This window comes from Neisseria sp. HMSC067H09 (assembly GCF_001814135.1).
In the GTDB taxonomy this organism is placed as follows: Bacteria; Pseudomonadota; Gammaproteobacteria; order Burkholderiales; family Neisseriaceae; genus Neisseria.
Genome location: NZ_KV814946.1, coordinates 122,504 through 136,361, shown reverse-complemented (window position 1 = coordinate 136,361; position 13,858 = coordinate 122,504). Strand labels below are relative to the sequence as shown.

The 13,858-nt window shown below is 49.5% G+C and carries 13 protein-coding genes; 4 read left to right on the top strand and 9 right to left on the bottom strand.

The window, feature by feature from the left end; translation table 11 throughout:
* Positions 1–61: 61 nt before the first annotated feature.
* Positions 62–1,111 carry a 3-deoxy-7-phosphoheptulonate synthase AroG gene (gene aroG / locus HMPREF2954_RS10625; RefSeq protein ID WP_070689126.1) on the bottom strand — a complete coding sequence of 350 codons (1,050 nt, stop codon included), beginning with the start codon at positions 1,109–1,111 and terminating at the stop codon, positions 62–64.
* Between the two features lie 424 nt (positions 1,112–1,535).
* On the opposite strand from aroG, the gene tsaD reads away from it, so the two are divergent.
* Complete coding sequence (gene tsaD, locus HMPREF2954_RS10620) at positions 1,536–2,597, top strand: tRNA (adenosine(37)-N6)-threonylcarbamoyltransferase complex transferase subunit TsaD (protein ID WP_070689125.1); 1,062 nt, start codon at positions 1,536–1,538, stop codon at positions 2,595–2,597.
* Between the two features lie 73 nt (positions 2,598–2,670).
* On the opposite strand, the gene HMPREF2954_RS13320 is transcribed toward tsaD, so the two are convergent.
* The 3 genes from HMPREF2954_RS13320 to grxC form a co-directional block, all read right to left on the bottom strand.
* On the bottom strand, positions 2,671–3,447 hold the full coding sequence (locus tag HMPREF2954_RS13320) for a hypothetical protein (RefSeq protein ID WP_321178166.1): 777 nt from the start codon (positions 3,445–3,447) through the stop codon (positions 2,671–2,673).
* 165 nt (positions 3,448–3,612) lie between these two features.
* The gene (gene secB, locus HMPREF2954_RS10610) at positions 3,613–4,047 is read right to left on the bottom strand and encodes a protein-export chaperone SecB (RefSeq protein ID WP_003755109.1); all 435 of its coding nucleotides are present in this window, start codon (positions 4,045–4,047) and stop codon (positions 3,613–3,615) included.
* Positions 4,048–4,072: 25 nt separating this feature from the next.
* Positions 4,073–4,330, bottom strand: coding sequence for a glutaredoxin 3 (gene grxC, locus HMPREF2954_RS10605; protein ID WP_003741129.1), 258 nt, complete (start codon positions 4,328–4,330; stop codon positions 4,073–4,075).
* Positions 4,331–4,662: 332 nt separating this feature from the next.
* On the opposite strand from grxC, the gene HMPREF2954_RS10600 reads away from it, so the two are divergent.
* The 3 genes from HMPREF2954_RS10600 to HMPREF2954_RS10590 all read left to right on the top strand — a co-directional run bounded on the left by HMPREF2954_RS10600 (position 4,663) and on the right by HMPREF2954_RS10590 (position 8,652).
* Positions 4,663–6,156, top strand: coding sequence for an Rne/Rng family ribonuclease (locus tag HMPREF2954_RS10600; RefSeq protein ID WP_045074246.1), 1,494 nt, complete (start codon positions 4,663–4,665; stop codon positions 6,154–6,156).
* A 257-nt stretch (positions 6,157–6,413) separates the two neighbouring features.
* Positions 6,414–7,085: a response regulator gene (locus HMPREF2954_RS10595; RefSeq protein ID WP_003755102.1), complete on the top strand. Its 672-nt coding sequence runs from the start codon at positions 6,414–6,416 to the stop codon at positions 7,083–7,085.
* A gap of 232 nt (positions 7,086–7,317) precedes the next feature.
* The gene (locus HMPREF2954_RS10590; RefSeq protein ID WP_045074249.1) at positions 7,318–8,652 is read left to right on the top strand and encodes an ATP-binding protein; all 1,335 of its coding nucleotides are present in this window, start codon (positions 7,318–7,320) and stop codon (positions 8,650–8,652) included.
* A 61-nt stretch (positions 8,653–8,713) separates the two neighbouring features.
* Here HMPREF2954_RS10590 and fabG read toward each other — a convergent pair whose 3' ends face one another.
* The 5 genes from fabG to HMPREF2954_RS10565 form a co-directional block, all read right to left on the bottom strand.
* A complete protein-coding gene (fabG, locus tag HMPREF2954_RS10585; RefSeq protein WP_003684588.1) occupies positions 8,714–9,460 on the bottom strand; it encodes a 3-oxoacyl-ACP reductase FabG in 747 nt (248 codons plus the stop codon).
* Between the two features lie 284 nt (positions 9,461–9,744).
* Positions 9,745–10,785, bottom strand: a complete 1,041-nt coding sequence (locus tag HMPREF2954_RS10580) for a WaaS/CpsH family glycosyltransferase (RefSeq protein WP_045074252.1) — start codon at positions 10,783–10,785, stop codon at positions 9,745–9,747.
* Between the two features lie 9 nt (positions 10,786–10,794).
* Positions 10,795–11,805, bottom strand: a complete 1,011-nt coding sequence (locus HMPREF2954_RS10575) for a WaaS/CpsH family glycosyltransferase (RefSeq protein WP_045074254.1) — start codon at positions 11,803–11,805, stop codon at positions 10,795–10,797.
* A 125-nt stretch (positions 11,806–11,930) separates the two neighbouring features.
* Positions 11,931–12,998 (bottom strand): glycosyltransferase family 2 protein, encoded by a 1,068-nt coding sequence (locus HMPREF2954_RS10570; RefSeq protein ID WP_045074257.1) that lies wholly within the window; start codon positions 12,996–12,998, stop codon positions 11,931–11,933.
* A 3-nt stretch (positions 12,999–13,001) separates the two neighbouring features.
* Complete coding sequence (locus HMPREF2954_RS10565) at positions 13,002–13,835, bottom strand: glycosyltransferase family 2 protein (protein WP_045074259.1); 834 nt, start codon at positions 13,833–13,835, stop codon at positions 13,002–13,004.
* Positions 13,836–13,858 lie beyond the last annotated feature (23 nt).

Here is a 13,858-nt window from a genome sequence, read left to right as displayed (position 1 = left end):
CGTCTGTTTTTGTTCACACACAGCCTTTTCAGACGACCTCTTTTTTGCCGTTCAAACCGGCTTAAGGCGCAACCCGCTTACGGTTTGCCGCAGCCAAAAGCGCGAGCATTTCTTCGGTAGTGTCCCAGCCGATACAGGCATCGGTAATGCTTTGCCCGTAAACTTCGGGCTTGTCCTGTCTGCCTTCGACCAAATGGCTTTCCACCATCACGCCCATAATGTTGTCTTCGCCGTTTTCCAGTTGCGCGGCAACATCTTGGGCAACTTCCATCTGCCGTCTGTAATCTTTACGGCTGTTCGCGTGGCTGAAATCGACCATCAATCTGGGCGGCAAACCTGCTTTTATTAATTGCTCCGCCGCCGATTTGACGTGTTCGCTACTGTAATTTGGCTCTTTACCGCCGCGCAGGATAACGTGGCAGTCAGGATTGCCGCTGGTATGTACAATGGCGGAATGCCCTGCTTTGGTTACAGACAGGAAGTGATGCGGATGACTTGCCGCACCAATCGCGTCAATGGCGATTTTCAGATTGCCGTCCGTACCGTTTTTGAAACCGACCGGACAAGACAAGCCGCTGGCGAGTTCGCGGTGTACCTGACTTTCCGTCGTCCGTGCGCCAATCGCGCCCCAAGAAATCAAGTCCGCGTAATATTGCGGCGTAATCATGTCGAGGAACTCCGTCGAAGCGGGCATGCCCATATTGTTCAGCGTCAGCAGCAAGCTGCGTGCCTGACGCAGACCATAGTTGATGTCGAACGTACCGTCCAAGTGCGGGTCGTTAATCAGACCTTTCCAACCCACCGTCGTGCGCGGTTTTTCAAAATACACGCGCATCACAATCAACAATTCTTTTTCATATTTCTTGCGCAACACCAGCAAACGCTCGGCGTATTCCAACGCGGCTTTGGGGTCGTGGATGGAACACGGACCGATAATCACCAGCAGGCGGTTGTCCTTGCCGTGAACCAAATCGGCGATTTCATGCCGCGTGCGGTGTACCAGCCCCGCCGCTTCCTCGGAAATCGACAGTTCGTACAAATGGGCAATCGGCGGCAGCAGCTCTTTGACTTCTCTAATCTTAATATCGTCGGTAGGGTATTGTTGGGTCATTGTTATTGCTTTCAAATTCAGATAAATTGAGGCATAGATTACCTTCTTTACCTGTTTTAAACAAGACTTTTTCCAATTATTCAGCAATTTTATTTCAAAAAAATATTTTTTTTGTATTTTAAAGCATTAAAAATCATAAAATATAAAAATATAAGCAACAATATTTCTCTTAATTAAATTCAAAAATCAAAATGGCCGACAACCCTTCGACTCAACGTATAACCCATATACCTAATACAATTAAATTTAAACAACAAAAGCTCAGACAATAAAAATGCTCGGTATAACCGGATAGCAAACCCAACTCCGTATCATATATATATGATATAGCCTCTACCACTGCATATTCCCTAACCGCAAGCAAGCCAAGCCCACCTGAAATCCGTTAAAATACCGCATCCTTATTTTCAGACGACCTCAAACCATGTTGGTACTCGGAATCGAATCATCCTGCGATGAAACAGGCGTTGCGCTGTATGACACCGAACGCGGCCTGTTGGCGCACCATCTTCACACCCAAATGGCGATGCACGCTGAATACGGCGGCGTTGTCCCCGAACTTGCCAGCCGCGACCACATCCGCCGCGTCGTCCCGCTGACGCAGGGCTGTTTGCAGGAAGCGGGCGTTTCCTATGACGACATTGATGCCGTCGCCTACACCCAAGGGCCGGGTTTGGGCGGCGCGCTTCTGGCGGGTTCGGGCTATGCCAACGCCTTGGCGTTTGCCTTGAACAAACCCGTCATTCCCGTCCACCATCTCGAAGGTCATTTGCTCTCCCCGCTTTTGGCGGACGACAAACCCGAATTTCCGTTCGTCGCCCTGCTGGTTTCGGGCGGACATACGCAGTTTATGGCGGTGCGCGGCATCGGCGATTACACGCTGCTGGGCGAAAGCGTCGACGACGCGGCGGGCGAGGCGTTCGACAAAACCGCCAAACTCTTAGGGCTGCCCTACCCCGGCGGCGCAAAGCTGTCCGAACTCGCAAAGCAGGGCAACCCCGATGCCTTCTCGTTCCCGCGCCCCATGCTCCATTCGCACGATTTGCAGATGAGCTTCTCCGGTTTGAAAACCGCCGTGCTGACCGCCGTCGAAAAAGTCCGTGCCGAAAACGGCGGCGAAATCCCCGAGCAAACGCGCAACGACATCTGCCGCGCGTTTCAAGACGCGGTGATCGACGTCCTCGCCGCCAAAGCCAAAAAAGCCTTGTTGGATACCGGTTTCAGAACTTTGGTCGTCGCGGGCGGCGTCGGGGCAAACTGGAAGCTGCGCGACGAATTTTCCCACCTGAGCGTCAAACAGCCGTCTGAAAAAGGCAAGCCTAAGCCTGTGGAAGAAAAAATCAAAGTCTGTTTCCCACCCATGGAATACTGCACCGACAACGGCGCGATGATTGCCTTCGCCGGCGCAATGAGGTTACAGGAGCGGCAGCCCGCGGGGGCGTTCAACGTCAAACCGCGCTGGCCGCTGTCGGATATTGTGAAATAGTGTGCGGCAAAGAAAAAAGGTCGTCTGAAAACTTGGATTTAGGTTTTCAGACGACCTTTTTAGAGTATCTCTATTACTCGATATTTTTTTGTCCTTGCGGCAACTCCTGTTTTTCAACTGTCCACTGACCTTCTGCCATCTCCTGCTCTTTGAATACGTCCTGTCCTCCTTGTTCTTTAAATATTTCCTGTCCGTTTAACAACTCAGTTTCTCCACCTGATTTCCGTTGCAGCAATAACTCCTGCTTACGCAAAGATTCTTGCTCTTTCAATAATTCCTGCTGACGTAAAAACTCCTGCTCTTTCAACAATTCCTGTTGACGTAAAAGTTCTTGTTCCTTCAACAACTCCTGCCGATGCAAAGACTCTTGCTCTTTCAGTAATTTTTGTTGACTCAAAGATTGTCGCTCTTGAGGCTGCTCCTGACCTTCAGTCTGTTCACTTTCTTGCTGCCGCTTGAATATTTCACCTTTTTTATATACCTGCCCTTTTCCATATGGACGATAGTATTCAACTAACTCACCATTCCATCTGACGAAATAGCCCCTGTCTTGTTCATATTTCGGACAAGGCGTATACCAAGAATTATCTCCTTCCGAACAGTAACTCAAATACAGTTTTCCGCCTTTTTTCACATACCCCTTTACCTTACCGCTGCCACCGGGACCGTCTGAACGCCCTTCATGCCATTCACCCGTAATTATATATTTTGGTGATTGTTTAATATTGAAATACTTACCGTAAACACCATCCGGAATATCACGAACATACCCCCAACTACCTGTAAAATCGGCAGATATTGCATTACCCACGAGCAAAGCAGCATACACCCCAAAAATATATTTTTTCATCGTAACCTTTTTATTCGATAAATAATAAACGTTTGGAATTTTATGACGTTACAGATTTTATGTCTATGCCATTCAAGATGAAATTCGGCAGGGCATTTTCACAATCATAAAAAAGGTCGTCTGAAACATTTTTCAGACGACCTTTTGACAAACAGGGAACGCGGATTATGCGTTGCCTTCTTGTTGTTGCTGGTACATGGCTTCGAAGTTGATCGGAGCGAGCAGTACGGGCGGGAAGCCGGCGCGGGTTACGCTGGTGGAAATGGCTTCGCGAGCGTAAGGGAAGAGGATGTTCGGGCAGGCTACGCCTAAGAGCAGTTGAACGTCTTCTTCAGGGATGTTTTCCAGACGGAAGATGCCGCTTTGGGTTACTTCGTTGAGGAACATGGTGCGTTCGGCGTTGAGTTTGGCGGTTACGGTAACGGTTACGTCAACGTTGTAGTAGCCGTCTTCCAGCTTCTCGCTGTTGGTGGAAACGCGCATATCGACTTCAGGCTCGCCTTGTTCCAAAAAGATTTGGGGGGCATTGGGCACTTCCAAAGACAGGTCTTTGACGAACAGGCGTTCGATGCTGAATACGGGTTGCAATTCTTCGCTCATTTTGTTTTCCTAGTTGGGTTTAAAGTTACGGGTTTAATAAAGAATCCAGCCTGCCTTCGCGGTGCAGGCCGTACAAATCGGTGAAGCCGCCGACGTGGGTATCGCCGATGAAAATTTGCGGTATGCTGCGCTGGCCTGAAAGCTGCTGCATTTCGGCAAAGGCTTCGGGGCTGCGGTCGACGCGGATTTCGTTGATTTCGGCGACGCCCAGCGAATGCAGCAGCTTTTTAGCCATGGTGCAGTAGGGGCAGAACGCGCCTGTGTACATCGTAACGGTTTGCATGATTGTTTTCAGAGTTCTAATGGGGTTCACTATATGGGCATATGGTTTATTTTACAATACTTGAAATCGGCTATTTTGCCTGAATCTTTGTTTTCGGGGCGTAAGGGCTGTCTGCCGCCCATGTGCCAAAACGCCGTTTTTAAAGTATGATAAACGGCAATCCGAACCGCTTTTGCCATTTATTTTCAATAAAACCGACGGCAAGCGGATGGTAGATTAAATTTGAGTCAGAACAGCAACACAATCAGCCGATTATTTCCGGGTTTGGGCAACATCAGTCTGGTTCAAATTTAATCTACTATTTTTCTTATTAAAAATTAGGAACTAAAACCATGTTTTCAGGAATCCCCATCCCGAAGGACGCCGTCCGTCCTCCCGAAACCGTGCTCGTCAACATTACGCCGCAGGAAACACGTGTGGCGGTGTTGGAAGAAAACAATATCTGCGAGCTGCATATAGAGCGCAACAGCGGCCATAGTCTGGTCGGCAATATTTATCTGGGCGTGGTGCGCCGCGTGTTGCCCGGAATGCAGAGCGCGTTTATCGACATCGGTTTGGAACGCGCCGCGTTTCTGCACATCGTCGATGTCCTCGAACAACGCCGCAACCCCGACGAAACCCAGCGCATCGAACACATGCTGTTTGAAGGGCAGTCGGTTTTGGTGCAAGTCATCAAAGACCCGATTAACACCAAAGGTGCGCGCCTTTCCACTCAAATCTCGCTGGCCGGGCGTTTCCTCGTCCACCTTCCGCAGGAAGACCACATCGGTATTTCCCAGCGCATCGAAGACGATGCCGAACGCCACAGCCTGCGCGAACGCCTGACCAACCTGCTGCCCGAAGACGCGTGCCACGGCTATATCATCCGCACCAACGCCGAAAACGCGACCGACGAGCAGCTTCTATCCGACATCCACTACCTGACCAAAGTTTGGGAACACATTCAAGAACAAGCAAAAATCCAGCCGCCGGAAACCCTGCTTTATCAGGATTTGCCTTTGAGCCTGCGCGTATTGCGCGACATGTTCAGCCTCGACACGCAAAAAATCCTGGTCGATTCAACCGAAAACCACCGCCGCATGACCCGCTTCGCCGAGCAATATGTTCACGGCGCATTGGGCAGGATAGAGTTGTTCAAAGGCGAACGCCCGCTATTTGAAACCCACAACGTCGAGCAGGAAATCAGCCGCGCCCTGCAACCGCGCGTCAACCTCAACTTCGGCAGCTACCTGATCATCGAGTCCACCGAAGCCATGACCACGATAGACGTAAACACCGGCGGCTTCGTCGGCGCGCGCAACTTCGACGAAACCATCTTCCGCACCAACCTCGAAGCCTGCCACACCATCGCCCGCGAATTACGGTTGCGCAACCTTGGCGGCATCATCATCATCGACTTCATCGACATGGCGCAGGAAGCGCACCGCGAAGCCGTGTTGCAAGAGCTTGCCAAAGCCCTCGCCTTCGACCGCACCCGCGTTACCCTCAACGGTTTCACCAGCTTGGGTTTGGTCGAGCTGACCCGCAAACGCTCGCGCGAAAACCTCAGCCAAATCCTCTGCGAACCCTGCCCCTCCTGCCAAGGCAGGGGTCGTCTGAAAACGCCGCAGACCATCTGCTACGAAATCCAGCGCGAAATCGTCCGCGAAGCCCGCCGTTACGACGTGCAGTCCTTCCGCATTCTTGCTGCGCCCAACGTCATCGACCTCTTCCTCGACGAAGAATCACAATCGCTGGCGATGCTCATCGACTTTATCGGCAAACCGATTTCGCTGGCAGTCGAAACTGCTTACACGCAGGAACAGTACGATATTGTGTTGCTGTAAAGACAAAAGGTCGTCTGAAAACGGAATCGGGGTTTTCAGACGACCTTTTGGCAAAATCGGCAGACCATTCAAACGCAGTATTCCTTTAGAAGAAAATGTCCACCATACCCGGCAGAACCCACGCCGAAGGAAACCCAATCAAGTACGGAAAAGCAACAAAAGGTCGTCTGAAAACCAGCCGCCCCTTTCAGACGACCTCCCGCTAAACCCTTCCTAATTTTCCCCTGCTATCCTTCCCGCTGATTAAGGAGAACACCATGCGCGTATTGCTTGCAGAAGACGACAATATGATTGCCCAAGCCATAGCCGCCAACCTCAAAGACAGCGGCTATGCCGTCGACTGGGTCAAAAACGGCAGCCAAGTTTCTACCGCCCTTCAGGCGCAGAACTACGACTTGCTGCTGCTCGACCTCGGCCTGCCCGGCAAAGACGGGTTGGACGTCCTCACCCAAATCCGACACGAAGGCAGCCAAACCCCCGTCCTCATCGTTACCGCCCGCGACGACCTCCACAGCCGCCTCAACGGACTGGACGGCGGCGCCGACGACTACATCGTCAAACCCTTCGACATGGCGGAGCTGCAAGCCCGTATGCGCGCCGTCCTGCGCCGCCACAGCGGCCACAGCCAAACCCTGCTGACCAACGGCGCGCTCACCCTCAACCCTGCCACCTACCAAGTCGAAGTCAAAGGAGAAAACAAACCCGTCCTCCTGAGCAACAAAGAATTTGCCGTCCTTCAAGCGCTCATGATGCGCCCCGGCATCATCCTCTCCCGCAGCGACCTTGAAGACAAAATCTACGGCTGGGGCGAAGAAGTCGAGAGCAACGCCGTCGATTTCCTCATCCACGCCCTACGGAAAAAGCTCGGCAAAGAACACATCCAAAACGTACGCGGCGTAGGCTGGCTGGTTGCCAAAGAGGTCGTCTGAAACCCCAATCCGCGCATCCATGCCCGCCCATGCCATAATCAATATAGTGGATTAACTTTAAATCAGGACAAGACCGACGAAGCCGCAGACAGTACATATAGTACGGAACCGATTCACTTGGTGCCTCAGCACCTTAGAGAATCGTTCTCTTTGAGCTAAGGCGAGGCAACGCCGTACTGCTTTAAAGTTAATCCACTATAACAAAACCTAAAACAGCCTCACCAAACACACTATGCATCACTTTATCCAGACCCTCAAACAATCCCTGCAAGTCCGTATCAGCATCGCCCTGATACTGATGTTCCTGCCTTTGTCCATCATCGCAGGCGCATTCTCCTATTACCAAACCTACCATGAAGCCGAAGAGCTTCAGGACGACCTGTTGCGCCAAACCGCCGCCTATATCAACCCCAAAACCACCGACTACACACAAATAGGCAGCGAAAACCACATCCTCATCCAAACCTTCGGACAAGAAGACACCGTCCCCCTGTCCGACACACTCGGCGAAGGATTCCACACCATCAAAGGCAGCGTTGATGACGACGACGATGACGATGATGACGACGAATACCGCGCCTACATCCGCCAAACCCCGCAAGGCAAAATCGCCGTACTCCAAGAAACCGAATACCGCGACGACCTCGCAGCCACCGCCGCCTACCAAAGCGTCCTCCCGCTGCTCATCGCCCTGCCCCTCATGATCCTGCTGACCGTATGGATCACCTACCGCGCCATGCGCCCCGTCAAAACCCTTTCCGCCTCACTCGGCAAACGCCGTTCAGACGACCTCTCGCCGCTGGACGGAGAAGGCGTGCCCAGCGAAATACAAGGCTTCGTTACCGCCATCAACCAATTGCTGCAACGCACAGGCGAAAACATCCGCCGCCAGCAACGCTTCATCGCCGATGCCGCCCACGAACTGCGCAGCCCCCTGACCGCCCTCTCCCTTCAGGCAGAACGGCTCACCAAGCTGCCCCAATCGGACGAAGCCCGCGAACAGACCGGACTCATCCTCCAAAGCATACAGCGCAACCGCCACCTGCTCGAGCAGCTCCTGACCCACGCCCGCGCCCAAGGCTCCGAAACCCAACGCAACCTGACCGACATCAGCCTGCAAGCCCAGTTTCGCCGCGTGCTGCAAGAACTCATGCCCCTCGCCCTTAACAAACAGCAAGACATCGGCGTCGCCGTCGAAAACGACCTGCGCATCCGAGCCGACGACACCGAAATCTACACCCTCATCAAAACCTTCACCGACAACGCCATCCGCTACACCCCCACAGGCGGCCGCATCGATATAGGTTTCAGCGAGACCCCGACCACCCTCACCATCTGGGTGGAAGACGACGGTCCCGGCATTCCCGCCGCCGAACGCAGCCGCGTAACCGACGCCTTCTACCGCATACTCGGCACGGAACAGCAAGGCACCGGACTCGGACTCTCCATCGCCGACGCCATCGCCAAACGCTACGGCGGCAAACTCATCCTCGCCGACAGCCGCAACTTCGCCCATGGCCTGCTGATACAGGCGGAACTCAACAAACAACTGCTGCAAGCAGACTAAGCAAACAAAAAGGTCGTCTGAAATCCGTTTTCAGACGACCTTCTTTATTTTCCAAGCCGAATCAAGGCATCAACATACCGCCGTTGACGTGCAGCGTTTGACCGGTGATGTATTTCGCTTGGTCGGAAGCGAGAAACAATACCGCATCCGCGATGTCCTGCGCTTCGCCGAATTTGCCCAGCGAAGTTTGCGCTTCGAAGGTTTTGCGGGTTTCTTCAGGCAGCGCGCGGGTCATATCGGTGTCGATAAAGCCTGGGGCGACGCAGTTGACGGTAATGCCGCGGCTGCCGACTTCGCGCGCCATAGATTTGGAGAAACCGATCAAGCCCGCTTTTGCCGCGGCATAGTTGGTCTGACCGGCATTGCCCATCACGCCGACGACGGATGTGATGTTGATGATGCGGCCGGCGCGCTGCTTCATCATGCCGCGCAATACGGCTTTAGAGGCGCGGAACACGGATTTGAGGTTGACCTGCATGATGTCGTCCCACTCTTCTTCTTTCATACGCATCAAGAGGTTGTCACGGGTGATGCCGGCGTTGTTGACCAGAATGTCCAACTTGCCGAACTCTTTTTCGATGTCGGCGATCAGGTTTTCGATGGTTTCGGGTTCGGCGGAATTCAATGCACGGCCTTCGCCGCCCCATTGCGCCAGACGTTCGCTAATCGCCGCTGCGCCGCTTTCGCTGGTCGCCGTACCGATGACTTTGGCACCTGCCGCCGCCAGCGTGTCGGCAATCGCTGCGCCGATACCGCGCGATGCGCCTGTTACCAATGCGATTTTGCCGCTTAAATCTTGTGTGCTCATGTTTACTTCCTTGTTTTGGGAATGGAGTCTGTTCATTTCAGACGACCTTATAGCATAAATAGTGTGATGAATCTAATTTTTGAGGTCGTCTGAAACAAAATAAGAAATAAGAAACCTCTGTACTGTCATTCCCGCGTAGGCGGGAATCCCGATCTTAATCTTTCAGAGATGTTTAGAGATTACCGTAATCTCAAATCTCTAGATTCCCGCCTACGCGGGAATGACGGTGCTGGAATTGCCTATTTCAATCTGCTATATCGGCAAATTTCAGACGACCTCTCCGTTTATTCGGGCAGGGTTATTTTTTGATGGGGCGGTATGCCCAGAATATAGCGCAACCAGTTGCCGAAGCTGTATTTTTGGTAGATTTCGGGGGGTAGCTCACGATAGGGTTTGGCGACAAATTCTGCCAAACCGCCCAAACTTTTACCGTCCCAAACGAAGATGTTGTCGGGGTGGTAGAAATCGTATTTTTGGATTTCGGCGTTGGTGGTAATCAGTTTTTTGCGGTAACCGAGGGCTTCGAAGGGGCGGAACGAGAGGCCGTTGTGAACGGGTGTTTTGAAATCTATCAGGATTTTGGCCTGCTTGGCGGCTTCGATGTTGTCGGCGAAACTTCTAATGCCGATGAAGACTTTGATGTTTTCCGTAGGATAAAAACGGCGGAGGTTTTTTACATTGGTATTCAAACAGCCGATATTGAAGTCGAGCTTCCAGCCCATCGTTTCAGCCGCTTTGCCGAACGCGGAAATAATCGGGGCGCGTTCGGGTATATGCCAGCCGATGAAATAGAAATCGTTGGGCGGGTTTTCGGGCAGGTTGACATCGTGGTCGAAATAGAAGTTGGTGGTCGGCAGGAAGGGATGTTTCGGATTTCGCATATCGTCGGGATCAAAAACGTAAATACGGTCAAACCGGTCGGCACAATCCCAAATGGCGGGGAAACGGTCGATGCCGTCCCATTGGTAGTTGACCATATTGCCGGGACGGGTATGGCGTTTAATCATATCCAGAAACTCAGGCGAGTAGATGTCGCCGCGAATAAATAGGGTGTAATCCGCCCTGCCGTACGCTGCCAGTTTGTTTTCAACGTCTCGGATCAATTGGGCGGATTTAAAGTCTTTTTTGGCGTTTTTGTCCCGCAGCACCAGTTGCCTGAATTTGATTTTCAGACGGCAGGAAAGGGAGGGATAACGGAAATTCAGGTTGTCCATGACGACGCTGACGACGTTGAAGCCGTGATACTCTAGGGCGGCTTCGATGACGCGGTAGATTTGGTTGTCGGCGGGCATGCCCAGAATAATCGTTTTTTGTTCGGTCGGCATGGTGTCTGTTTATGCTTTGTCTGATATGTCGAGGATTCGGCGAACCCAGTTGCCGAAGGCGTATTTGTTTTTTATTTCTTCGGAAACGGGATGGTAAGGTCGTCTGAAAAAGTCTTCCAATCCGTCAAGGCTTTCTCCGTTCCAAATGAAGATGTTGTCGGGATGGTAGAAGTCGCATTCCGCTACGGCCTGATTGGTGGTAATCAGTTTTTTGTCGAAACACAGGGCGTCGAATACGCGGAAAGACAGGCCGTAATTTTCAAATTGGACAAAATCGACGATTGCCAGGCAGTTTTTGACCTTTTGCAGGTTTTGCTCGAAGCTCAGGATGCTTTGTCTGTCCAAATAGGTAATGCCGTCGTTGCCGAAAATTTTGCTTGCGCGGTCGTCTTTGCAGTAGATGTGGAAATCCAAAGACAGCCCCAGCCTGCGTGCTTCATCGAGAAAAACGGAGATTTGATGTTCTCTTCGTTCTTCATAACCTCCTAAAAAATAAAGACCTTCCACCCTCCCCTCTCTTTCAATCGGGAAATCGAAATAGAAATTGGTGGTTGCTTTAAAATGATGTTGGGGGTATTTCTCCACATCGTTTTTATTGAACACCCAGCAGCAGTCGAAATAAGGCAAATATTCGATGATGTCGGGAAAACGGTCGATACCGTCATATTGATAGTTAACGCATATCTTGCTGTGCTCTCGGATAGCGGCGATGATTTCTTTGGGATAAATATTGGCGCGGATGCAAAGGGCGTAGTCTGCTTTGCCACCTTCCAAGGAAGCCAGTTTTTCGGCTATCTGCTTGCGGTAGCGGGAATATTTCAGTTTTTTCTTGTAATCGCCGTCTTTTTTAATGTGTTTATGATATAAACCGAGAATACGGCAGCCTATGTGCGGATAGTATGAGTCCCTGTCGTCGTAACAGAGATTGATGACATTGAAGCCGTGGAAGCGCAGGTTTTTCTCTATGCACTTGTCCAACCCGTACATATAGGGAACGGCTAGGATGATGGTTTTATTCATGATTAAGATGTGATGCGGTTAATCAGAAGAGATTTTGCTTTCAGACGACCTTTAGGCAAAAAGGTCGTCTGAAGACACATTTCATATCCCTTAATATAAAAAAAGAAATATGAGTTTGTGGAAATTTATTTTTTGAGTATTTTTTTTAGAAATTGCTCTACACAATACAAAGGACTTAAGATTAACCAAGCTGGAGAAAAAACGATCTTAAGTAATTCAGCTCGTGCCAAGCTTTCAGTCTCCGGAATACTGTTTTTCTTTTTAGGACGCCTCCTGAAAAGCCAATTGATTTTTTTACCCAAGCGGAGAATTTTCCAAGTGTAAGAATGATAAATCTTTAACAAGTAGACTTTTGCAGAAGCATGACCGCCTAAATGGTTGGAAGAGGGATTGGAAATCGAAGCAGTATCAATTTCTTTAATCCACCATCCGAATTGTTCCGTTTTTAGTTGGTAAAGTTGTCTGTCTGCCTCTGCCCATTCTTGTCTTTTTTGTATCGCTTCTATATGGGTTAATGTTCCATGCGATAGGACTGTATTAGTGCCGTCTGACCGAATGCAATATTCGGCACTATAATTCGGGATATGTAATGGTTCATATTTAAATGCCAACCGCAATAGAAAATCATAATCTTCATTCTTACATAGAGTCTCATTAACGAAACCTATATCTTTAGCTCGCTCCCTATCTACAACAAAGGCATGGATAGGGATAAAATTTCCCCTAATATGATCATGAAATGAATAGTCCCCTCTCCTAAAAGGATAGGAACGGGATACTAACTGACCATCTTTATTAAAGTCTGCTCTGACAATTTCACAATATACCCATGAAAACTTACTTTTTTGTAAAGCCTGAACCATTTGTTGATAATGATGCGGATAAACTTTGTCATCATCATCCAGAAAGGCAAGATAGCGTCCGGAAGCATATTTCATGCCCATATTCAGACTTTTGGCGCGCGCATCAGTATCGGAAATGTGGTGCAGGAAACTTATTTTAGGAAAATGTTTTTTCCATTTCGCAATAAGCACATCAATTTTTTCAACAGATTCCGAATCTGTTTTGCATTGCGCAACGACAATAGGCTCTAAATCTTGGTATTGCTGACCCGACAAAATGAAAAGACATTTATCTAAGAAATGCTCCCTTCCCGGCATAGTACGGATGACGATAGAAACGGTCTGATTCATGGCTTAACTCCACATTGGTTGTGCAAAATAAAGGCCATTATTAAAATTCGGATTAGCCTTCAATACTTCTGTTACGGAATGCTGAGACAGGTGCTCTAGCTGCTTCAATAGATCGTTTTTTTTCATATCCACATGTTGAAGCCACATTTTCATTGCTGTTTCTTGGAATTTTTCAGAACGCCATTTATAAGCAAGAAAAGTTGCAGCACGCCAAATTTCAGATTCTCTTGATTGTCTGTCCATTGCATAATGGAAGAAAAAGGCATCGGCACAGGTGTAGCACTGATAACCTGTGGCTTTGACGCGCCATGATAAATCTACATCTTCACAATACAGGAAAAAGTCATCATCAAAACCGTTTATCTGACGATAAATAGCGTTCGGTATAAGCACACACGCACCGGAACACCAATCAGTCAAACCTGTTTTAGGGTTGAAAGTTTTGGGATGCATAATTGGTTCTTGTATTGCTTCTACGATACCGTGCCAATCATTTTTTTGACTGAAAGATACTAATTTTTCGAGACCTTCATCATGTAAAAATCCATCCGGATTCATGCAAAGATATGCCGTAGATTGTTTTGAAATTTCAGAAAAAATTTGGTTATGTCCTGCACCAAACCCAATATTTTCCCCATGATAAACTTTAATCTCCCAACCTTTTCCTTCGGCTAAAGATTTAATTTGCTCAACTAATTTTTTATTTCCCTGATTACGGATGATAACTTCTATGCTATCTATGCCGTATGTTTGGCTGAAAATACTTTCCAAACATCTTTCTATCTCGGATATTGGATTATTGTAAGTTAATATACCTATGCTTATGAAAGGTTTCATTTTTATCCCTTTTGATTGGTTTA

Bases quoted from the DNA above. Each gene is read 5' to 3' on its own strand.
- aroG (WP_070689126.1), bottom strand. From the start codon at position 1,111: ATGACCCAACAATACCCTACCGACGATATTAAGATTAGAGAAGTCAAA.
- tsaD (WP_070689125.1), top strand. From the start codon at position 1,536: ATGTTGGTACTCGGAATCGAATCATCCTGCGATGAAACAGGCGTTGCG.
- HMPREF2954_RS13320 (WP_321178166.1), bottom strand. From the start codon at position 3,447: ATGAAAAAATATATTTTTGGGGTGTATGCTGCTTTGCTCGTGGGTAAT.
- secB (WP_003755109.1), bottom strand. From the start codon at position 4,047: ATGAGCGAAGAATTGCAACCCGTATTCAGCATCGAACGCCTGTTCGTC.
- grxC (WP_003741129.1), bottom strand. From the start codon at position 4,330: ATGCAAACCGTTACGATGTACACAGGCGCGTTCTGCCCCTACTGCACC.
- HMPREF2954_RS10600 (WP_045074246.1), top strand. From the start codon at position 4,663: ATGTTTTCAGGAATCCCCATCCCGAAGGACGCCGTCCGTCCTCCCGAA.
- HMPREF2954_RS10595 (WP_003755102.1), top strand. From the start codon at position 6,414: ATGCGCGTATTGCTTGCAGAAGACGACAATATGATTGCCCAAGCCATA.
- HMPREF2954_RS10590 (WP_045074249.1), top strand. From the start codon at position 7,318: ATGCATCACTTTATCCAGACCCTCAAACAATCCCTGCAAGTCCGTATC.
- fabG (WP_003684588.1), bottom strand. From the start codon at position 9,460: ATGAGCACACAAGATTTAAGCGGCAAAATCGCATTGGTAACAGGCGCA.
- HMPREF2954_RS10580 (WP_045074252.1), bottom strand. From the start codon at position 10,785: ATGCCGACCGAACAAAAAACGATTATTCTGGGCATGCCCGCCGACAAC.
- HMPREF2954_RS10575 (WP_045074254.1), bottom strand. From the start codon at position 11,805: ATGAATAAAACCATCATCCTAGCCGTTCCCTATATGTACGGGTTGGAC.
- HMPREF2954_RS10570 (WP_045074257.1), bottom strand. From the start codon at position 12,998: ATGAATCAGACCGTTTCTATCGTCATCCGTACTATGCCGGGAAGGGAG.
- HMPREF2954_RS10565 (WP_045074259.1), bottom strand. From the start codon at position 13,835: ATGAAACCTTTCATAAGCATAGGTATATTAACTTACAATAATCCAATA.